Below are 20813 nucleotides of genomic sequence, written 5' to 3' on the forward strand. Positions count from 1 at the left end.
TGTAAAATTGAACAATTTTTGTTCATGAAGTTGTGCGCAATAAATGTACGACTTATTTGCTTTACAAATAATACCAGCAAGTTATAAGCAAAATGCCAGATGGTACGATTATTGCAACTAATTCCTGTGTTTATCTTGGTTCGAGCTGTTCGATAATGGCTGTCCAGGGAAAGGGAGAAGCTATTGGCCAGCAATAATTTGAGAATACTATTAATAGAAGATAACGAAAGCTACTCCAAGCTTGTTCAGAAAAAGCTCGCCGCGTCGAATGAGATAAAATTTGAAACTAAATGCGCGGATACTCTTTCCGGGGGAATAGAATTCTTGGAAGAAGCCGATACTGATGTGGTGTTGCTTGATCTCATGCTTCCGGATAGCGAAGGCCTTAATACATTCATAAAAATACACGACCATTCCCCCCATATGCCGGTAATTGTGCTGACTGCGGTAAGCGATGAGGAACAGGCGGTAAGGGCGCTTCAGCTGGGCGCGCAGGATTACCTTATCAAAGCGGATTTGGATAACAATCAGCTTGCGCGCTCTATCAGATACGCGTTTGAACGCCAGCGGGAAACAAACGAGCGAAGGCAAGCGGAGCAGGCCCTGGCTCAGGAAAAAGAGCGACTTGCCGTAACTTTAAGCTCTATAGGGGATGGTGTTATTGCGACGGATACCGAAGGGAGAGTAGTACTGATTAACAGCGTTGCCGAGCAGTTGACCGGGTGGTCTCGTACCGATGCTGTCGGTAAGTTCATTAACGACGTCTTTTTCATCGTCAATGTGGATACCGGAGAGCCTAAAGAGAATCCTGTAAGTAAAGCCATTAACGCGGACAGCTCCGTCGGTCTTGAAAGCGGCACCGTACTTATTACGAGGAAAAGAGAGGGCTGCAGATATGTATCCGCAAGCTGTTCACCCATACGTGACAGAGACGGCATCATTATAGGAGCTGTTCTTGTTTTCAGGGATATTACCGAATTGAAGAAAATGGAAGAAGAGCTTCTGAAGGTCCAGAAACTGGAGTCGATAGGGGTACTTGCGGGAGGCGTGGCTCACGATTTCAACAACCTTCTCACCTCGATAATGGGAAATATTTCTTTGAGCTCCATGCCTGATATATCAGCCGAAAAGATTCACAAGAGACTTCAGGATGCGCTGAGAGCCTGTCAAAGGGCCAGAGACCTGTCGACACAGCTTCTTGCCTTTTCCACAACGGGGAACGCTCTCGAGAATAAAATCCCGACATCTCTGGAGCGAGTGATAAGAGACACGGCAAATTTTACGATGAGCGGTTCCAGTATCGATTTTGAGTTCATTATTGAAGACAAAATATGGTCTGTAGAAATAGATGAGGGGCGAATAAGCCAGGTTATAAGCAACATTATAATCAATGCGGCGCAGGCTATGACGAACCAAGGCAGGATAACCATAAAGATGGAGAATGTTGATGCCCGGAACGAGAAGGGTGTCCCGCTCGAGGGTGACAAATATGTCAAGACTATCATACAGGACGAAGGAATAGGTATCCCGAAAGAATATTTGTCGAAGATATTCGATCCTTATTTTAGCACCAAGCAGAGCGGCAGCGGACTTGGTCTTGCAACGTCGTATTCAATTATCAAAAATCACGGCGGTCTTTTGACTGTTGAATCCGAGCTCCACGTAGGTTCCAAATTTTATATTTACCTGCCTGCGAAGGGAGATTTTATAGGTGCTGAAAGAAAGCTTAATAATGCGGTCAAGCGGGGAAGGGGAAGGGTCCTGATTATGGATGACAAGATTGAGGTAAGGGAAGCCGCGGGAGAAATGCTATCCCACATAGGTTATCAGGTTGAGTTCGCGAGAGACGGAAATGAAGCATTGAGGATGTACAAAAACGCTTTATTGGAAGGAAACCCCTTTGATTCGGTAATTATGGATTTGACGGTGCCGGGGAGCATGGGCGGAAAAGAAGCAATGGAGAAACTCCTTATTATCGATCCGCAAGTAAAAGCAATCGTATCCAGCGGGTATTCGAGCGATCCGGTTATATCGCAATATAAGCAATACGGATTCAAGGGCGCCTTACCCAAGCCTTACGAGATGGATAAGTTAAGCGACGTTCTGCACGGTGTTCTCCTGGAAACAAATTAAGGCGTAAACAGAACCCTGTCAAATTATCCCTGCCTTTTTAGACAGCACAACGGCCTCTTCGACCATATCCTTTAATAGATTCAGCCCTCCCTGCCAAAACCCCGGGTTCTTTATGTCCACTCCTACCCTCTGTAATAAAATATCCGGCGAGTTGCTTCCTCCCGAGGAAAGAAGCTCTATATAGCGGGGAACGAATTTGTTTCCTTCATTTAAATATTTATAGTATAGCGCGAGAACCAGGAGCTCGCCGAAAGAATACGCGTAGCAATAAAAAGGCGAATGTATGAAATGAGGAATGTACATCCACCAGTTGCTGTAATCTTCGGTCAGCTCAACCGAATTCCCGAACATGGGTTTGTTCGCGTCAATCCAGAGTTCATTGATCTCCTCAGCCGTCAGTTCCCCTTTCTTCCTTCTCTTCAGGTGCAGGCTTTCTTCAAAACGCGTAAGCACAACCTGACGGAATACCGTTGCAAAAATATCCTCGAGCTTGCTGCAAATCAGTGAAAGCTTGATTGCGGGGTCTTTCTCTGATTCCATCAATTTGTGAAAAACCAGAATCTCCGCGAACACGCTTGCGGTCTCCGCCGTCGTGAGCGGGGTGTTAGACTGGAAATAGCCCTGTTTTCTTGAAAGGTACTGATGCACGCCGTGGCCGAGCTCATGGGCCAGGGTCATAACATCCCTCAGCCTCCCGGTGTAGTTTACAAAGACATACGGATGGGCGCTCGGAACCGTTCCGTGGCTGAAAGCGCCTCCTCTTTTTCCGTCCCTGGTCTCGGCGTCAATCCAGTCGCTTTCGAAAAATTTCTCCGCTATCCCCGCCATTCTCGGAGAAAAGTCATCAAAAGAACCAAGGATGATTTTTTTGCCGGCTCCGTACTTTATTGTTTTAGTTTGCGGAGAAATCGGGGCATAGCGGTCATAATCGTAGAACTTTCTTATACCAAGCAGCTTTTTCTTGAGATTGTAGTAAGTCTCGACCAGATCGTAATTTTTTTCGCAGGAGGATATCAGCGCCTCGACCGTTTCCCTGTCGATTTCATTATCCAGATGCCGTGACGCCATAGGGTATTCGAAGGCGCGCAGCCGGTCGTTTACGGCGTGGTCCTGAACAAGCGTATTGAATATAAATGTGAGTACGTGCGAATTTTCCAAAAGCCCTTCAGTAAGCCCTCCGGCCGCAGCTTTCCTTTTTTTTCTGTCGGGGTCGTAAAGCAGAGCCAGAGTTTCGGTTTCACTCAGTGAGTTCACTTTTCCGTCCACCCTTACCCTAAAACGTATATTGTTCAGGACTTCGTCAAACAGGCGTCTGAACGCCCTCGCTCCCGTGTTGGCCTTCTCGTCCAGAATCATCTCTTCGGGCTCGCTCAGCCTGTGCGGTTTGTAACGTCTCTCCTGCTCGAGGAAATGACGGTAAGCGGAGAGCTTTTTGTCCGCGAGAAGGGCTTTGGCTTTACTGTCATGCAGATTGACCCATTCCAGCTCGAAAAACATCAGATGCTTTCTCGCCTCCGTGGCCTTCTCCTGAACTTTCTGTAAAAAGGCGCCGTGAGCCGGCCTGGACGTATCGGCTGCGAATAACAGATAGGCGAAAGAAAGCAGTTTCCCTATTTGCTCGCTAATTGATTCAAGCTCCCGGACGGCCTTAAGAAGAATTCCGGGGGTTGCGGATTTCGAGTTTATTTTCCCCCTGTAGGTTCGCTCGAAAGATTCGGATTTTTTAAGGAGGCGTTTTATGTCCTTCTCGATGCGGGGGTCATTGAGGCCCGAATAGAGGTCTGACAGGTCCCATCTTACTCCCTCTGATCCTGTTTTCAGCTTTTTTGCGGTGCTTGCCATAGTATTCTCCTTTCTTCCGGAATCTGCTTCGGAACCTTTTTATACGGTGTAAAAAGCGTCTATCAAAATTTTATATCCATTCAATCGGTCACAAGATTACGCTGTGTCGCTAGTTTTCAAGCTTTTCCAGCTCCTGCCTTACCACTTTGCTGACCATAGACCCGTCCGCCTTTCCCTTCACGGCGGGCATTATTATCTTCATTACATTGCCGAAGTCTTTAGTCCCGGCCGCGTCTGCTTCCGATATAGCCTTTATTACCTCATTCCTGATTTCATCCTCGCTCATCTGCCTGGGCATATATTTCATTAGTATTTCTATTTCGGCTTTTTCTTTGTCGGCCACGTCCTGTCTGTTAACTTTTTCGAATTCCTCGGCAGCGTCTCTTCTTTTTTTTACTTCGCTCGAGATTACACCTATTACTTCCTCGTCCGTAAGTTCCTTTTTATTATTTTCGATCTCCTTATTTCTGATGGAGGACTGAAGCATTCTGAGAACCGCAAGTTCGAGAGAGTTTTTTTCTCTGAGCGCGTTTTTTATGTCAGCCGGTATCCGTTCTCTTAGACTCATATTAATCTCCTTATCTCACAGACGATTATTTTAACCGGAATGCTGGCAAGTTGGATCATACCGTCACTCCACAAGATAGATGTCCCGGAGGTTCCTGCCGGTTTCCCCCCAATCGGTTCCGTACCCGATTATAAATCCGTTTTCTATGCTGAATCCCAGGTAGTCGGCTTTCACTTCAACTTCCCTTCTCTCCTTTTTGTTTATCAAGGCGCATATTTTGAGGGATGCGGGATTCCTGGCAAGCAGGGTTTCTTTTATAAAATTCATTGTAATGCCTGTATCGAGCAGGTCCTCGACTAAGAGGACGTGCCTTCCTTCAACTGGCATGGTCGCGTCCGTTACAAGCTCGATATCGCCCGGCTCCATACCTTCCCTGTAACTTGATATTCTTATAAAGTCTATTTGTACGTTGAAGTCGAGATTCCTGACCAGGTCGGCGAGAAATATAAACCCGCCCTTGAGGACGCAGATAAGCAAAGGGTCTTTGTTCTCGTAATCAGCGGTAATTTCCCCCCCGAGCTCCGAAACACGTTTTGATATTTCCGATGAGGATAAGAGCAGCTTTAGTTTTCTTCCCCGTATTTCTGTAATCATGAGCCTTTATTTTATCCAATATTTTTACGCTGAACAGTAAGCGAAGAGGCGTCTATATACCGGGTAAAAAATGCCGGCATTGACTAACTATCATGATATTCTATATTTTTGAACGATTTTCGGTTGCCGAATAATTTATCCTCAGGGTGGAGGCATCACAAGGTTGAGTTTTGAAAAGTCCGATAATCGGAGTCATTTTATCAATTCAGGCGGTAAGGACAACACATGAAAAAGGATGTTGGTTTTAACGAGCCGGAGGAGCAGCTTGAGATTATCAAGAGGGGAACAGAGGAGATAATCTCGGAAGAGGAGCTCTTATCCAAGCTAAAGGGCTCAAAGAAAAAAAACAAGCCGCTCAGGATCAAGGCCGGATTCGATCCTACTGCCCCTGACCTTCACCTCGGACACTGTGTACTGCTCAAAAAATTAAGAGAGTTTCAGGACCTCGGGCATACGGTTCTGTTCCTTATCGGGGATTTCACGGCCATGATAGGCGACCCCTCAGGGAGATCGGAGACAAGGCCTCCCCTTACACCGGAGGAGGTGAAGAAGAACGCCCTCACGTACGAGAGACAGGTTTTTAGGATACTGGATAAAGATAAGACGGAGGTTATGTTTAATTCGTCATGGCTCGGGGATATGAGCGCAGCCGATTTGCTCAAGCTTGCGAACCTCGAAACAGTAGCCCGTATGCTCGAAAGGGATGACTTCAGCAACCGTTACAAGGAAGGCGTATCGATAACCATTAACGAGTTCCTGTATCCACTGATACAGGCGTATGATTCAGTGAATATGAAGTCCGACGTGGAGTTCGGCGGGACGGATCAGAAATTTAACATACTGCTTGGAAGGAGCGTGCAGAGGCACTTCAATCAGCCGCCGCAGGTTGCGATTCTCCTTCCCATACTGGAGGGTCTCGACGGTGCGAGGAAAATGTCGAAGTCGCTTGACAACTATATTGCGGTCGAGGACAGCGCAGTCGATATCTACGGAAAAGTAATGTCGATCCCGGATGATTTGATGTGGAGGTACTACGAGCTTTTGACCTCCAGACCGGGGCATGAGGTAGAGGAATTTAAAAAAGGCCATCCTATGGAGGCAAAGAAATCTCTTGCGCGTGAAATTACATCTTGGCTTCAAGGCTCCGATCAGGCGGAAACGGCTGCAGAGGACTTCGCTACAAAGTTTTCTCAGAGGGAATTCCCCGAGGATGCGCGGGAAGTATCCGTAACAAAGGACGATAGCAAGACCGTTCTCGATCTGGTTGTTGAATCGTCTGAAAAGTTAAAGAGCAGGAAAGAGGCCAAGAGGCTCATAGCTCAGGGCGGGGTCAGTATAGACGGCGAGAAATTTTCCGATTTCAACGCCTTGATTCCCGACAAAGGGACACTTCATTTAAGGATTGGTAAAAAGGAATTTGTAATTGTTAAATTAGATTAGAAGCAAGCGAGCCTGTAAGCCGAATTCTGTCTCGGACAATCATTCATCTGGGACATCCATTTCTGGATTTCTCAAGCGACATACCCGGAAGCATAAGACGGGCCGTCTTATTTTTCTCAAGGAAAAACGCTTCTCTATTTTGTCTTTCTCCGAGCGGGGTTTACCGTGCCGCCGATTGTCGCCAATCGGCGCGGTAGTCTCTTACACTGCCTTTTCACCCTTACCGTCTTTTCATGTTGAAAAGCTTGGGCGGTTTATTTTCTGCGGCACTTTCCGTTGCCTCACGGCACCTGGGTGTTACCCAGCGCTCTGCCCTCCGGAGTTCGGACTTTCCTCCAGACCTCGCGAATCCGCGAGGGCCGGCGATTGCCCGGCTCACTTGCTTCTAAACTTAAAGATATTCATCAATTGCAAGATTCGCAAGTCTATCCGCTTCTTTATTTCTTTCCCGCGGGATGTGGCTTATTGAGGTTTCCCTGTAAGCCTTGAGAAGTTTTTTCGCCTCTTTGTTAAGGACGGCGATCTCGGGGTTTTTGACCTTCCATACGCCGTTTATCTGGTTAGCCAGCAGGAGCGAGTCGGTATAGATTTGAATTGATTTTTTACTGTGCTCTTTTGCCGATTGAAGGGCCGTAATAAGAGCCGTATATTCGGCCTGATTATTAGTGCGGGTTCCAAGATATTTTTTGATCTCCCTCGTGCCGCCGTTCTCATCGATTATAAAAACACCTATGCCAGATTCTCCGGGATTACCCCTTGCCGCGCCGTCGATGAATATTTCAACACCTTTCTTCTGAGCTTTTTTAAACGGCAAACTATCCTGTTTTGGCTTCACTATTCAATTCTTCTTCACAGTATAGGATTTTTGTACAGTTGGGGCATTGTATGATTCTCGAAAGGGTTAAAACTTCGTTAAAAAGCTGGGGAGGGATATTCATGTTGCAGCCGGTGCATACCTCGTTCTTGGCAAGAGCGAGCACCTCTCCGTTTCTTTTCTTGATTTTTTCATAAATAGGCAGGATGTCGGGGCTTATTTTTGAAACGATTTTTTCCTTTTCTTCTTTCTTCGGTCCGTATAGAGTTTCGACTTCTTCAAGCTTTTCTTTAAAACCGCTGATTTTTTCCTCGTAGTCGGTTTTTTTCCCGGTCAGTTCTTCATTTGTGGCTGAAATTTGAGATTCGATATTTTCGATTTTTTCCATTTCCTCGAGAAGTTTGTCCTCAAGCTCGGAGTTCATTCTTTTTGTTTCAGAGATCTCCTTCTGAAGGGCTTCGTATTCTTTGTGAGTTTTGATTTCAAAGAGTTTTTCCTCGGACTTCTTGATCGTTTCCTCGTTTTGGGTGAGTTCCAGCTCCATACTTGATTTATTCTTCAGCAACTCCTGTTTTTCACTATTGAGGCTTTCTAACTTTTCTCCGTATGCTTCAAGTTCTTCTTCGTAGGCTGAGATTCTTTTGGGGTACTCGCTAATATGCTCTTCCAATTCACTTAGCTCCATGTCAATAGTCTGGAGCATGTCGAGAACCTCAATCTGGTTTCTCATTTCTTTCTCCTTTTTTTAATGGCTTGGTGATTTCAAGGAAAGGGTGTAGAAGTTCCGCCGGTAATTCTGCGGCCGGCGTCAGGCTTGGCATTTGAAGTATGTTCTTTATCTCGGCTTCTCTATCCATCAAAAAGTTGAATTCTCTTCTTAAGTTTGGGCCCACCCGGACTCGAACCAGGGACCAACGGATTATGAGTCCGCCGCTCTAACCAACTGAGCTATGGGCCCTCTGACTTAATTTAGTGAATTTATTAGTCTAGATAAATAACCGCTTGTTGTCAATCGGCGGAATTAAACTCCGTTAGTTATACGGTCAGTGCCCTGGTGATTCCTATACGCGCCGCTGACTTTGAATGAAACGGTTGTTTCAATTTCAGGTTTGAAATACGGGTGAAATTACTTTTTTAACGCATAGTTCTTTGCTTTGAGCAATTTGTAATATCCGAGTACTTTGGTGATATAATTCGACGTTTCCGGATAGGGGGGTATTGTGAAACCGTGCTTTATTACGGCTCCCTTTCCTGCGTTGTACGCCGCAAGGGACAGATTCAAATCACCGTCAAAGTATTCAAGAAGGTCCTTCAGGTAACGCACGCCCCCGTCCATGTTGTCATGTGGGTCAAACGGGTTTATGACACCGTAATCGTTTGCCGTACCGGGTATGAGCTGCATTATTCCCTGTGCGTTCTTGGGAGACACGGCATTGGGGTCGAAATCCGATTCAGCCTTGATTACCGCCTTCACAAGATAGGGGTCCACACCGTGCTTCTCGCTGACCGTCAGAATGTCCTTATCGTAAGCGCTGATAAAATTACTCGAAAGCAGGTGACTGCCTTCCATGCCCGGGCGTACGATTTTATATTTGGCCAGAGCCGCGGGTCCGCTGAACACAACTGTAGGCATTTTGTTATTGCATTCCATTGTTTCGAGGTTTCCCGTCCTCTCTATCAGTATCACGCATTTAGCTATTTCAACAATTTTTACAGCCTCGGATCTGATAAGATCCAGAGTATCTCCCTCGGCGAATGTGCCGAGCTCTCCCGTGACAGGGTTTTTTATCATAACCCTTGGGGTTTCTCCGCTCGTTAGAGTGCCGAGCACAATTAGATGAAGATTTGACTTTGCGACCTCGACGGAAAGTATTCCGCTTTTTTTTGCGGGCATAATGGTTTCGGGTGCGTCAGCGGAATATTGATCAGTGGTTTCCAGTGCGGAGGGAGCAATAGAGCGGATAATAATCAATCCCGAAAATATAACTACTGTTAGAAGAAGCTTCTTCATTAAGTAAACTACTCAATTCGGTTTAAGTTCAGAATAAATGATTAACTAAGGAATGTAAACAGCGAATTTTAAGGGCTATCCGCGCAATTTCTTACGAACGTATTTAACCGTCCCTCATACAAACCGGCGGTTTTCCTGACCGATTATGCGCAGGCGGAATCTATATTCCCGGGCTCGACCCTTTACAGGGGCTCTCTAATTTACTTTTTAATCGGATAAAACTTATAGGACTTGACATCTTTACCGTCTTTGGTCTTTTTAACGGTTCCGACGGTTACGCCCATTTTCTGACCGATTTTCAGGTTCTCGGGGTTATCGATTTCAACCTGAGCCATTACCCTGACTCCCTCCGGAAAATCAACCAGAGCGAGCGCATAGGGGACGGGAAACTCGGGCATGCTCCTTCTCACGACTGTAAAAGAATGAAGCTCACCGGTAGGGCTCAGCATTTTTTCCTCTACGTCATCTGAAAAGCTAACAGGGTCCGCCAGGTATTTGGGAAATGTCCAGTTATCGGATTCTTCCGAGTATCCTGCGATGAGCCTCACTGCACCCGAATCATCGACGGTAAATAATTCCGGAAACAAGACCTCGTCATTTTCTAAAATCTCTGCCATAGCTCCTTTCTCTCCTTGGGGTTTTTTAGCAGAGAATATATTACATTTATTTTTCATTTAGTCTAGTAGTCCGGGGCAGGCGCGAGTGTGGTTTGTAAACATTTTAAATTCTTAGTAGAATAAATCGCCGTGGGGAAACAGGTTCCTAGAGCGCTGACTATTGCGGGTTCCGATTCCGGAGGAGGGGCCGGTATTCAGGCTGACCTTAAGACCTTTACCGCATTAGGGGTCTTCGGCATGTCTGTAATTACATCCGTCACAGCTCAAAATACGGTTTCGGTCCTCGGGAAAAGCGATCTTTCCGGCGGATTCGTGGAATTACAAATTGACGCGGTGTTAAAAGACATCGGAGTGGACGCGGTTAAAACCGGGATGCTTTCAAATAAACGCATAGTGTTGTCCGTGGCGAGAAAGTTAAAGGAGTACGGGGTAAAAAAAATAGTGGTTGATCCTGTGATGGTGGCGAAGGGGGGGGATATTCTTCTGGACAGTGAAGCGAAGGATGTCCTGGTAGGCGAGCTTCTCGGGCTCGCTCATATCGTTACGCCGAATATACCCGAGGCGCAAGTGCTTTCAGGCACCCGGATAAACTCACTCGACGGGATGAAAGAAGCTGCGGAGAAAATCAGGAAGCTCGGCCCCGAGTATGTGCTCCTCAAGGGAGGACACCTTGAGGACATGACGGACGCGATAGATATTTTTTATGACGGCTCTACATTCTACGAGCTGAAGGCCCCGCGAATAGAGACCCGGAACACGCACGGCACGGGTTGCACGTATTCGGCTGCCGTATGCGCCTCGCTTGCCAGGGGGTTATCCCCGCTGGATGCGGTAAAAGAGGCCAAGGATTATACAACTTGCGCGATTAAGAGGTCTTTTGAACTGGGCAGGGGGCACGGACCCTTGAATCACTTTTGGAAATATGAATGATAAGGAGTCGGAAATGGCGGATATAATAGACGGAAAAAAGGTTTCCCTGCATGTAAGGACCGGGGTAGCCGAGGGCGTTCAGACGCTTAAGAACGAAACCGGAGTAACCCCGGGGCTGGCTGCCGTGCTCGTGGGCGACGACCAGGCGTCCGAGATTTATGTCAGAAACAAGAGAAAGGCGTGCGCCGATGCCGGAATCTATTCGGAAGAGCATAAGCTGCCCGAGGAAACAACCGAGGAAGAGCTGCTCACACTTGTGGAGAAGCTGAATGCGGATGGCAATATACACGGCATACTGGTTCAGCTGCCGCTGCCCGATCAAATAAATGAAACCAAAGTGCTGAGGGCCGTCTCTCCGCTCAAGGACGTTGACGGCTTTCATCCCTATAACGTCGGTCTGCTTGTGGAGGGCAACCCGAGATTTATTTCCTGCACTCCGCACGGGATTATAAAAATGCTCGAATTCTATAATATAGACATAAAAGGCAAGGAGGCCGTTGTCGTCGGAAGAAGCAATATCGTGGGCAAGCCCGTTTCGATGCTGCTTTTGCATCGTCATGCCACGGTCACGATTTGCCATTCCCGCACCAAGCCCCTGGACGAAGTCACCAGAAGGGCGGATATACTGGTTGCAGCGATCGGGCGGGCGAATTTTATAACCGCCGATATGGTGAAGGAAGGGGCGGTCGTAATCGATGTAGGCATAAACCGTAACGAAGAGGGGAAGCTAACAGGGGACGTAGATTTCGAAGCCGTTTCTAAAAAAGCCTCATACATCACTCCCGTGCCGGGCGGGGTGGGGCCTATGACAATCTCTATGCTCCTCTGGAACACGCTTGAGTCCGCAAAGAGTTTTTCGGGGCTGTGATTGAGCCGGGCAGCCCTGTGGATAAACCCGGGTTTTAATTGTGACCGGTTATTCACATTTTCAGGGCTGGATTTTCATGAGCTACTCCAACTATCCGTGAATATTAACCTTATAGTTCCTTCCGTGGACTCTATCTATGTGTATAATTTTAGGAAAAAGGTGTTTTATTTCTGTTTATAGGCTGTTAATGGCTGTGGAAATAATGTGGACGGACTTCCCGCCTTCCTTACAGATTTTGAGTCCTCGAGCTTATCAAGTAGCTGTGAGAGAGGCACATCGAGCGCGGGGTGTATGAAATCCGGGCTTATCTCCGACAGGGGCTCCAGCACGAAACGCCTCAGGTGAGAGCCGGGGTGCGGTATATTCAGCTCATCGCTATCGATCACGAGATTGTCGTAAAAGATTATATCGATGTCTATCGTCCTGGGTCCCCATTTCTCTTTGCGTACCCTTCCCAGTTTGTCTTCCACAGCTTTGAGTTCTGCCAGGAGTTTTCGGGGCGGGAGCGAAGTTTTAATCTCCACGGCGCAGTTTAAAAAATCAGGCTGCTCCTCATTTCCCACGGGCTCCGTCTCGTAAGCTGAGGAAACCATTACAATTTCCGTAAAGGCCGACATCATTTGAACCGCTTCTCTCAGGTTTTCCTTCCTGTTTCCGAGATTAGAGCCCAGTCCTAGAAATACGCGCGCCATGAACTTATATTAAATCACAAAATTTTGACTATCCAACCGCATTTTATAAACTTAAATAAGCGAGGTGAAATTATATGGCTTTATTATCGGAAGAAAAAATCAGGGAAGAACTCGAGGATTTGGAGGGATGGGAGCAAAAGGGGAATGAAATTGCTAAGCAATTTAAATTCAAGAATTTCGTGGAATCCGTCGGTTTTGTGAATAAGACGGCCATTTTAGCCGAGAAAGCCGACCATCATCCCGATATTCTAATCCAGTACAACAAGGTAAATTTAACTCTTTCGACGCACAGTGAGGGAGGGCTGACCGAAAAGGATTTCAATCTGGCTCACGAGATCGAGAAAGTATCCTGACCCCGCGGATCATCAGTTCTTTTTATTTTCGATTACTTCGAAATCCTCTTTATCGAGAATAACCGTGGTTCTGCCGTTTTCCTCAATGGTTTTTCTTGGCTTCTTTTTGTTAAAGGACGAGAACAGCTTTAAAACGCCGAATACAAGGGCTGCCGCGCCGATGACGATACCGAGAAAGAAGCCGAATACGGCCAGAATAGCTAATATCACGATACCGAGCAGCAAAACAAGCGGCAACATATATACCGGCGGTTTTCCCTGGTAAAAAAAGATTTTTCTATTTGGATTCATTTTTTCCCCCGTTCGTGATCTCTCGATCACCCGGTAAACATATGGATAGTTTACCATGTAGTGTTTCCCGACGCCTGTTTTTTAGATAGGCACCTTTACCCTTTGAAGAACTTCCCTAAGCGCCTCTTCATTCCCTTCCTGACCCATCATGTGCTCGTTTCGCACCACAACCCTGTGAGCAAGCACCGCGACTGCCATTTCCTTAACGTCGTCCGGAATGCAATAGTTCCTTCTGTCGGTGAGGGCCCGGGCTTGGGCGACGCTTTTGAGCGCAATCGCTCCTCTCGGACTCACACCGAGTTCGAAAAACTTCGGATTCCGGGTTTCTTTTATTATTTCCAGAATATAGTCGAGTATCGATTCGTCAATTTTCACTCTTTCGGACATTTTTTGAAGATAGATTACTTCATCCGCGGATATAACGGGTTTTATGCTGTCCCAGGAGTTCACCGGGCTGAAAGTCGAAAGTATCTCCTTCTCGCTTTCACGGTCGGGGTAGCCGATGCTTATTCTTATTGAGAACCGGTCGAGCTGGTTTTCCGGAAGGGGAAAAGTCCCCTTGTATTCGAAAGGGTTTTGCGTGGCGATGACCATAAAGGGCTTCGGTATATCGTGAATATTGCCGTCCACAGTGGTTCTGGCCTCGTTCATTGCCTCAAGCAGCGCGCTCTGGGTCTTTGGTGTAGCTCTGTTTATTTCATCCGCCAGTACGATGTTTGCGAAAATTGGGCCCGGCTTGAACTTAAACTCCCCTGTGGACTGATCCAGCACGGATACTCCAAGTATGTCGGAGGGCAGGAGGTCGCTTGTAAACTGAATTCTTTTAAAGGAGAGATCGGTCGAGCTGGCAAGCGCGTGGGCCAGTGTGGTCTTCCCCACCCCCGGCACGTCCTCTATCAGCATATGAGAGCGGGAAAGGAGCGCCACAACTGCTGTTTTAACAATCTCTGGTTTTCCTTTTATTACTCCGCCTATGTTGTTTTCGAGGCTTTGAATTTTAGAAGTAAAATCTGACGAGTCCAATCGGGGTCCCTCTATGTTTTGCCGCAGCACTTTTTATATTTCTTCCCGCTTCCGCAAGGGCAAGGGTCGTTTCTTCCCACCTTTTTCTCACTTCTCTTTACGGGTTTCTTCTTCTCTTCCTCTTCCCCTCTGCTAAGTGTCATACGCTGCTGCTCGGCTCTCCTTCTCCTCTCGAGGCGCTCCATGTCCGTCTCGCTCACCGGCTGCACCCTGAAAAGCTTCTCGCATACATCATACGAAAGCCTGTCTATGAGTCCGGTAAACATTTCGAATCCCTCCCTCTTGTACTCATGCAGCGGGTCTCTCTGAGCATAGCCCCTGAGCCCAATTCCCTCCCTGAGGTGGTCCATATTGAGAAGATGGTCTTTCCATAAAAAGTCGAGCGTCTGAAGCATCACATATCTTTCTATCTGCCTCATTGTCTCGGAACCTATCTCCTCCTCCTTCCGCTCGTAGAATTCGTGGACTTTGCCGCGCATGAATTCCGCTACGGCCTCTCTCTCTGTCCCGTTTTCGGTTAAACCGGTAAAATCTATCTCAAAATTGAATGTATTCTGTACAGCCTCTTTAAGATCGGTTAAATCCAGTTCGTCTGAGTTGGCTTTTTCGGGAACCATGGCTGAGGCGAGATCGTCTATCACCTCGTCCGACATCTCATAAAGGTTTTCCTTGAGATTCTCTCCGCCGGCCAGAAAATCCCTTCTTTTTTTGTATATCACCTCTCTTTGTTTATTCAGCACGTCGTCGTAGTCGAGAAGGTGTTTTCTAATATCGAAATTTCTGCCCTCCACCTTTTTCTGTGCGTTTTCAATCGAGCGGCTGATCATCTTGTGCTCTATCGGCTCACCTTCTTCCCACCCGAGCTTGTCCATGATTTTGGTTATGGTCTCCGAAGCGAATATCCTCATCAGGTCGTCTTCAAGAGAAACGTAAAACCTTGAGGAGCCGGGGTCTCCCTGTCTGCCGGCTCTACCTCTCAGCTGATTGTCGATTCTCCTGGATTCGTGTCTTTCGGTTCCTATGATGTGAAGGCCGCCCAGTTCCAGAACCTTTTTCTTTTCGCTCTCACATACGGATTTGGCTTCGAGCATTGCCTCTTCGAAGTGCTCCGGCAGGGCTTCGGCGGGATCAACTTTGAACTTTGTTTTAAGTATATTCATTGCCAGATACTCGTGGTTGCCGCCCAGAATAATGTCGGTTCCGCGGCCGGCCATATTAGTCGCTATGGTAACCGCGCCGATTCTTCCCGCCTGCGCTACTACCTCGGCCTCGTTTTCATGCTGCTTGGCGTTCAACACCTGATGCTTAATCTGGAGCTTCTTCAGCAGGTTGCTCAGTTTCTCGGATTTTTCAATCGATGTCGTTCCTACGAGTGCGGGGCGCCCCTGGGAGTGAAACTCCTTTATCTCCTCCGCAACGGCGTTGAATTTTTCCGTCTCCGATTTGTATACGGAGTCGTTCCTGTCGTCCCTTATCATAGGTTTGTTTGTCGGAATCACATTCACGTCAAGTTTATAGATGTTCTTGAACTCGAATGCCTCCGTATCGGCCGTACCCGTCATACCGGCGAGCTTTCGGTACATTCTGAAATAATTCTGAATCGTGATCGTGGCAAGGGTCTGGTTCTCGTTCTCTATCTCTACACCTTCTTTTGCCTCAACCGCCTGATGAAGCCCGTCGCTCCATCTCCTGCCCGGCATAAGCCTCCCCGTGAATTCATCCACAATGATAACCTTTCCGTCCTTGAGCATGTAGTCGACGTCTTTGTGAAAGAGGTTGTGAGCCCTGAGTCCCTGAATGACATGGTGAAGTATTTCCAGGTTCACAGGGTCGTAAACGTTGTTAATGCCGAGCGCCTTTTCCACCCTTGTCGAGCCTTCTTCAGTCGGCGTTACCTGCTTTGTTTTTTCGTCCACGGTGAAATCGACGTCTGGTTTAAGCCTTTTCACCACGTTGTTGATATCGTAATAGAGCTGTGTGGAGTCTTCCGAAGGGCCTGATATTATGAGAGGCGTTCTGGCCTCATCGATCAAAATGCTGTCAACTTCGTCAACTATAGCAAAATTGTGCTCCCTCTGGACGTAATCCTTCAGGGAGAATTTCATATTATCTCTCAGATAATCAAAACCGAATTCGTTATTGGTCCCGTAAGTCGCATGAGCCTGATAGGCCTCTTTTCTCGAACATTCGACGAGTTTTGTCTTGAAAGCCGCGAGCACGTCGAGGTTTCTCTCGGGCGGTATCTCCATATCGGAATATTCCGCGGGCCATACGCTCAAATTATTTTCTATCGCGTTCCGGGCCCTGTCCGGGTCTTCCCACTCGACGAGATATGAAATTTCATGGTTAACGACTCCCAGATCCAGGCCGAGAAGCTTGTAAATGGGTCCCATCCACGTAGCGTCACGTCTTGCCAGATAGTCATTTACGGTTATGAGATGCGCGCCGTAGCCCGTGACGCCGTTTAAGTAGAGGGGCAGGGCCGCGACAAGGGTTTTACCTTCTCCTGTCTTCATTTCTGCGATTCTTCCCAAATGCAGTACCAGGCCGCCTACGAGCTGCACGTCGAAAGGCCTCATTCCGAGAGTCCTTCGCGAAGCTTCTCTTACCAGGGCAAACGCTTCAGGAAGCAATTCTTCCAGGGTTCCTTCAAGTTTTGCGAAATGGGCTTCGTCCGTTGCTTCACCATTGCCGTTCAGGTTATTTTTGATTGCTTGTCTGAATTCCTCTGTTTTTTCCGTAAGCGCTCCGTTCGGGAGCTTTAACATCTCGCTCTCGTAATTATTTACATCCTCGACAATGGATCCCAGTCTCTTGATTTCCCTTTCGTTCTGGGAACCTATAATTTTTTTCATTATGTAGGAAAGCATAAGTTAATGAACCTCCGATTGTAAAACCATAAAAGTATAAGTGTAAAAACCTGGTATCACAAATAACAGGTCTCTATTTCCCTTTTGATTGAAACGTGATGTTTAAGCGGCGGTGCGGTATGGTGCTGGCTCTCTCGGACGGGTATTTAATTGAGGTCAACCGAAACTACGGTCGATGTCCCGGATTTGTTGGAAGTTATGCCTATGAGGGAGTTTACTTCCTGCATGGTTTTTTTGTTGTGCGTAATGATAATGACCTGCGATCTGTTGTCGATTTCCTTTACCAGCTCTAGGAAATAGGATGTGTTCCTGTCGTCGAGCGGCGCGTCGATCTCATCAAAAAGGAGAAACGGGGCCGGTTTAATAAGGCATGCGGATATGATAAGCGCTATTGCCGAGAGGGCTTTCTCTCCCCCCGAGAGTAGATTTATAGATTGAAATTTCTTCCCCCTCGGTCTTACCATAACCTCGACCCCCGACTCGAGCAGGTTATCAGGCTCCGTCAGCACCAATTTCCCCTCCCCCCCGCGGAAAAGCCTGCTGAATATCTCCTGAAATTTCTGGTCCATAATCTCAAAGGTTTCTTTGAATCTTTTTTCCGACTCCTTGTCGATTTTATTGATTGCCTTGCCCAGCGACGAGAGAGCCTGCAGGAGGTCCTCCATCTGCTCATTAAGGAAATTGTGTCTTTCCTCAAGCTTATTGTATTCTTCAGGCGCAAGCAGGTTCACGGGGCCGAATTTTTCAATCCTCGCCTGAAGCCTCCTGAGTTTCGGCTCCTCTTCTTCCAGGTTTATGTCTGTGAAGTCCCCTGCTTCCGGGGAGGGTATTTTCGCTCCTTCTACCGCCGGTACGGACAGGTTGTTTCTCCGCATATTCTCATGTATGTTCTCGATCTCTATTTGTAAACTGTTGAGGTCGAGCTCAAGTGAATTATTCTTCATTCTGAGTTCTGATAAACGCAAATTCAAGCTCTCCTTGTTTTCATTGATTATTCTTATTTCATCGAGAAGACGGCTTCTTTCGTTTTTCATAAGTGAGAGCTTCTCTTCATTTTCGGCAATATTTTTGTTGATTGCGCTTATTCCCTCGACTGTGTCCCTGTCCTTTTCGATGAAATCGAGTTTCTCTCTTTTCTTATCCTCGATATTCCTGGCCTCAAGCTGCATGCGGTCATTTATAGAATTTATTCTTTTCTCCAGTTCCGACAGGTCCTCAAGCAGTCCGTTCTGTTTTTCGATTAAAGAGGCGCAGGTAACATTCTTGTCGGAGATCTCCCTTTCGATGGATTTCTCTTCTTCCTCCGCTTTTTGAATTTTTTCCTCAACCTCACCGAATTTGTGCTCCAGCACCGATTTTTCGCCGTCAAGTTTCTCAATAGCCTTTTTGATCTCGTCTATCTGAAGGATTTTCTCGCCGGTTTCAGCGCTGGTCTCTCTTAGGGTTTCGTTCATTATCTCGATACGTCTGTTTATTTTGTCCAGGTTAGTATTAAGGTTGAATATGTCTTTTTTGGTCTCGGCTTCTTTAATGCCGAGCTCTATCAATTCCCGCTCATGTTCCTTTATTTTGGAGTTCAGGTCCCTGATTTCGTTTTCAATTACTTGCACTTGGCTATCTATATCCTCAATTTCCGTCTCTAGTGTGCCGACGTCGTTTTTCAGGTTTTCTATTTCTCTTTTTCTCGTGAGGACCCCCGGTTGCGCCGTTCCTCCTGAAATTGCGCCGTTTGAGTGAAGGTAATCCCCGTCTGTCGTAACGAAAGAGGCGCTTTCCGCCGCACTTGAGCGAAGTCTAAGCCCCTCCTCAAGTGAGGGCACCAGAAAAACACTGCCCAGTATATTTTCTATAGCTCCAAGACTTACGTTCTCTATGCTTACGATTTCCGAGAGAGACCTCGCATCAACGCCGTTATCGTCCTGTTTCCCCTGATATTGGCCGCCCGCCGGGACGAACGTCCCCCTGCCCAGATCCCGCTCCCTCAAGGAATTTATCGCGTTTAAGGCTTCTGAGCCTTCTTTGACGAGAATCCATTTTATTTTTTCACCCAGCGCCGCTTCAACCGCCTTCTCATAGCCTTCAGGGACCGAGATGAAGTCCGAGACCGTGCCGAGCACTCCGTTTCCTTTGTTTTCCAGTATAAAGTTTCTTATCCCCTCGGGGAGCCATTCGTAGTTAGTCTCAATTTGCTCAAGGGCGTTCAGCCTCGACGCGCTTTCCTTGAGTCTTTCCTTTAAAGAATCGCCCTCGCTCGCCTTAAGTCTCCGGGTTTGCTCGAGCTCGGATAGTGAATTCCTCAGTTCATCTTTTAGTTCCGAGATATTGTTCTTTCTTATATCGTTTTCTTCCAGAATTCGCTCGAGCTTTGAAACTTCATCGGAGGTATTCTTTTTTTCCTGCCCTAGCTCGGATATTTCTTTTTCGATCCTTTCTTTTTTGGAATATAGCTCTTTCAATTCATTCTCATGCCCCAGAGCTGCTCCCTTTAGCGAGCTGTATTCGTCAAGTGTTCTGAACAATGAGCCTCTGATTTCCTGATGTTCCGTACGAATCCGGGTAAATCCGGTCCTGTGAGCCGCGAGCTTTTCCTCGATCGCCGAAATTTGTTCGCGCGCTACCTGCAGGTCCGCCTTAGCTTCCTCCAGCGCTTCTTTTTTATTATCCAGCTGCTGCTTGAGCTTTTCCCTTTCCGTGCCGAGTAAAACGGATTCGCTTTGGATTTTCTCTATGAATCTGTCGATATTCGAGATTTCGCTTTTTATTAATTGCTGAGATGATATTCTTGAGTTGAGTTCGGTTTTCGTCCTGTAGAGATCGCTCTCAAGCCCCCGGATGCTCTCTTCCGATACGGAAGCCCGGTCGTTTAAGGCCTTTTGATTGTTTACAATTTGGATTATCTCTTCTTCGGATTTGGCAACCCTGTCGTCGATACCCGCTTTTTCCTGGTTGATTTTGCTCTTTTTGCTCTCGATCCTCCAAAGCTTCGCTCTCAGTATGGTTGATTCCAGCTTTCTTGCCTCATCCGATAATTCCCTGAACTCTTTAGCATGCTTTGCCTGCAGGCTGAGTGTGTCCATCTGACGCTTTACTTCATTGTTCATGTCCTTTATTCGGCTGAGGTTCTCTCTCGTTGTTTTGATTCTGGTCTCGGTCTCACGACGTCTGAGCTTATATTTTCTGATGCCCGCGACTTCTTCGATAAGAGTTCTCTTTTCTTCGGGCTTGGCGGTTATCATCTGATCCACTCTGCCCTGTCCGATGACCGAATACGCTCTCGCGCCGGATCCGGTATCGATGAAAATGTCGGTTATATCCTTAAGTCTGCAGTTAACTTTGTTCAGGTAATATTCGGTCTCTCCCGAACGGAACACGCGGCGCTTGATCTCGACTTCCTCAAAATTGTAATTGGGGACGTTCTCCATGACGAGCGAGACTTCCGCCATGCCTAGCGGTTTGAGAAATTCGCTGCCGTTGGAAATTATCTCTTCCATTACGTTTGCCCTGAGCTGTCTCGGGTTCTGCTCGCCCAGTATCCATCTTATGGCATCAAGGATGTTTGATTTTCCGCACCCGTTCGGACCCACGATGGCGTTTAACTCTTTGTCGAAACGGATGAGCGTCTTGTCGTAGAATGATTTAAAGCCTTTAATTTCCAGGGATTTGATTTTCATCTCTTAAAGTTATTGAGTGAAGATAATCAAAAGTTTAAAAAATGTAAATAACCGGCGCAAGGTTAATGCTGCAAGTTTTTTTAATCGAGAACGATT

The 20813-nt window shown here is 47.1% G+C and carries 18 protein-coding genes, 1 tRNA gene and 1 other RNA gene; 5 read left to right on the top strand and 15 right to left on the bottom strand.

What is annotated here, in order from left to right:
* The first annotated feature begins 183 nt into the window (after positions 1-183).
* Positions 184-2133 (top strand): response regulator, encoded by a 1950-nt coding sequence (locus tag RIG61_09295; protein MEQ9619354.1) that lies wholly within the window; start codon positions 184-186, stop codon positions 2131-2133.
* A gap of 18 nt (positions 2134-2151) precedes the next feature.
* Here RIG61_09295 and RIG61_09300 read toward each other — a convergent pair whose 3' ends face one another.
* From RIG61_09300 to hpt, 3 genes are all read right to left on the bottom strand, one after another.
* On the bottom strand, positions 2152-3975 hold the full coding sequence (locus RIG61_09300; protein MEQ9619355.1) for a M3 family oligoendopeptidase: 1824 nt from the start codon (positions 3973-3975) through the stop codon (positions 2152-2154).
* 109 nt (positions 3976-4084) lie between these two features.
* The gene (locus tag RIG61_09305) at positions 4085-4543 is read right to left on the bottom strand and encodes a GatB/YqeY domain-containing protein (GenBank protein ID MEQ9619356.1); all 459 of its coding nucleotides are present in this window, start codon (positions 4541-4543) and stop codon (positions 4085-4087) included.
* 63 nt (positions 4544-4606) lie between these two features.
* On the bottom strand, positions 4607-5137 hold the full coding sequence (gene hpt / locus RIG61_09310; GenBank protein MEQ9619357.1) for a hypoxanthine phosphoribosyltransferase: 531 nt from the start codon (positions 5135-5137) through the stop codon (positions 4607-4609).
* A gap of 225 nt (positions 5138-5362) precedes the next feature.
* Between hpt and tyrS the strand changes: the two genes are divergently transcribed.
* Entirely contained in the window at positions 5363-6577 is a 1215-nt protein-coding gene (gene tyrS, locus RIG61_09315; protein ID MEQ9619358.1) for a tyrosine--tRNA ligase, read from the top strand.
* Here tyrS and rnpB read toward each other — a convergent pair.
* From rnpB to RIG61_09350, 7 genes are all read right to left on the bottom strand, one after another.
* Positions 6577-6959, bottom strand: an RNA gene (gene rnpB / locus RIG61_09320) — RNase P RNA component class A. The genes tyrS and rnpB overlap by 1 nt on opposite strands.
* Positions 6960-6968: 9 nt before the next feature.
* Positions 6969-7412, bottom strand: coding sequence for a ribonuclease HI family protein (locus RIG61_09325; GenBank protein ID MEQ9619359.1), 444 nt, complete (start codon positions 7410-7412; stop codon positions 6969-6971).
* Entirely contained in the window at positions 7393-8121 is a 729-nt protein-coding gene (locus RIG61_09330; GenBank protein ID MEQ9619360.1) for a C4-type zinc ribbon domain-containing protein, read from the bottom strand. The genes RIG61_09325 and RIG61_09330 overlap by 20 nt, the downstream gene beginning before the upstream one ends.
* Positions 8105-8248 (bottom strand): hypothetical protein, encoded by a 144-nt coding sequence (locus RIG61_09335; GenBank protein MEQ9619361.1) that lies wholly within the window; start codon positions 8246-8248, stop codon positions 8105-8107. The genes RIG61_09330 and RIG61_09335 overlap by 17 nt, the downstream gene beginning before the upstream one ends.
* Before the next feature lie 27 nt (positions 8249-8275).
* A tRNA-Ile gene (locus tag RIG61_09340) sits at positions 8276-8349 on the bottom strand.
* A 168-nt stretch (positions 8350-8517) separates the two neighbouring features.
* Positions 8518-9402 (bottom strand): lytic transglycosylase domain-containing protein, encoded by an 885-nt coding sequence (locus RIG61_09345; GenBank protein ID MEQ9619362.1) that lies wholly within the window; start codon positions 9400-9402, stop codon positions 8518-8520.
* 200 nt (positions 9403-9602) lie between these two features.
* Entirely contained in the window at positions 9603-10019 is a 417-nt protein-coding gene (locus tag RIG61_09350) for an OB-fold domain-containing protein (GenBank protein ID MEQ9619363.1), read from the bottom strand.
* A gap of 129 nt (positions 10020-10148) precedes the next feature.
* Between RIG61_09350 and thiD the strand changes: the two genes are divergently transcribed.
* Both thiD and folD read left to right on the top strand, forming a co-directional pair.
* Positions 10149-10949 carry a bifunctional hydroxymethylpyrimidine kinase/phosphomethylpyrimidine kinase gene (gene thiD / locus RIG61_09355; GenBank protein MEQ9619364.1) on the top strand — a complete coding sequence of 267 codons (801 nt, stop codon included), beginning with the start codon at positions 10149-10151 and terminating at the stop codon, positions 10947-10949.
* A 13-nt stretch (positions 10950-10962) separates the two neighbouring features.
* A complete protein-coding gene (gene folD / locus RIG61_09360) occupies positions 10963-11817 on the top strand; it encodes a bifunctional methylenetetrahydrofolate dehydrogenase/methenyltetrahydrofolate cyclohydrolase FolD (protein ID MEQ9619365.1) in 855 nt (284 codons plus the stop codon).
* A gap of 164 nt (positions 11818-11981) precedes the next feature.
* Here the strand turns inward: folD and folK are convergent, their stop codons facing one another.
* Positions 11982-12509, bottom strand: a complete 528-nt coding sequence (gene folK / locus RIG61_09365) for a 2-amino-4-hydroxy-6-hydroxymethyldihydropteridine diphosphokinase (GenBank protein MEQ9619366.1) — start codon at positions 12507-12509, stop codon at positions 11982-11984.
* Between the two features lie 74 nt (positions 12510-12583).
* Here folK and RIG61_09370 point away from each other — a divergent pair, with 74 nt between their 5' ends.
* On the top strand, positions 12584-12862 hold the full coding sequence (locus RIG61_09370; protein ID MEQ9619367.1) for a 4a-hydroxytetrahydrobiopterin dehydratase: 279 nt from the start codon (positions 12584-12586) through the stop codon (positions 12860-12862).
* A 12-nt stretch (positions 12863-12874) separates the two neighbouring features.
* On the opposite strand, the gene RIG61_09375 is transcribed toward RIG61_09370, so the two are convergent.
* From RIG61_09375 to smc, 4 genes are all read right to left on the bottom strand, one after another.
* The gene (locus RIG61_09375) at positions 12875-13153 is read right to left on the bottom strand and encodes a DUF308 domain-containing protein (protein MEQ9619368.1); all 279 of its coding nucleotides are present in this window, start codon (positions 13151-13153) and stop codon (positions 12875-12877) included.
* Positions 13154-13234: 81 nt separating this feature from the next.
* Positions 13235-14176 carry a MoxR family ATPase gene (locus RIG61_09380; protein MEQ9619369.1) on the bottom strand — a complete coding sequence of 314 codons (942 nt, stop codon included), beginning with the start codon at positions 14174-14176 and terminating at the stop codon, positions 13235-13237.
* A gap of 11 nt (positions 14177-14187) precedes the next feature.
* Entirely contained in the window at positions 14188-17046 is a 2859-nt protein-coding gene (gene secA, locus RIG61_09385; GenBank protein MEQ9619370.1) for a preprotein translocase subunit SecA, read from the bottom strand.
* 146 nt (positions 17047-17192) lie between these two features.
* Positions 17193-20717: a chromosome segregation protein SMC gene (gene smc / locus RIG61_09390; protein ID MEQ9619371.1), complete on the bottom strand. Its 3525-nt coding sequence runs from the start codon at positions 20715-20717 to the stop codon at positions 17193-17195.
* Between the last annotated feature and the right edge of the window lie 96 nt (positions 20718-20813).

It is taken from the genome of Deltaproteobacteria bacterium, from assembly GCA_040223695.1.
Lineage (GTDB): Bacteria > Desulfobacterota_D > UBA1144 > Nemesobacterales > UBA2774 > JAVKFU01.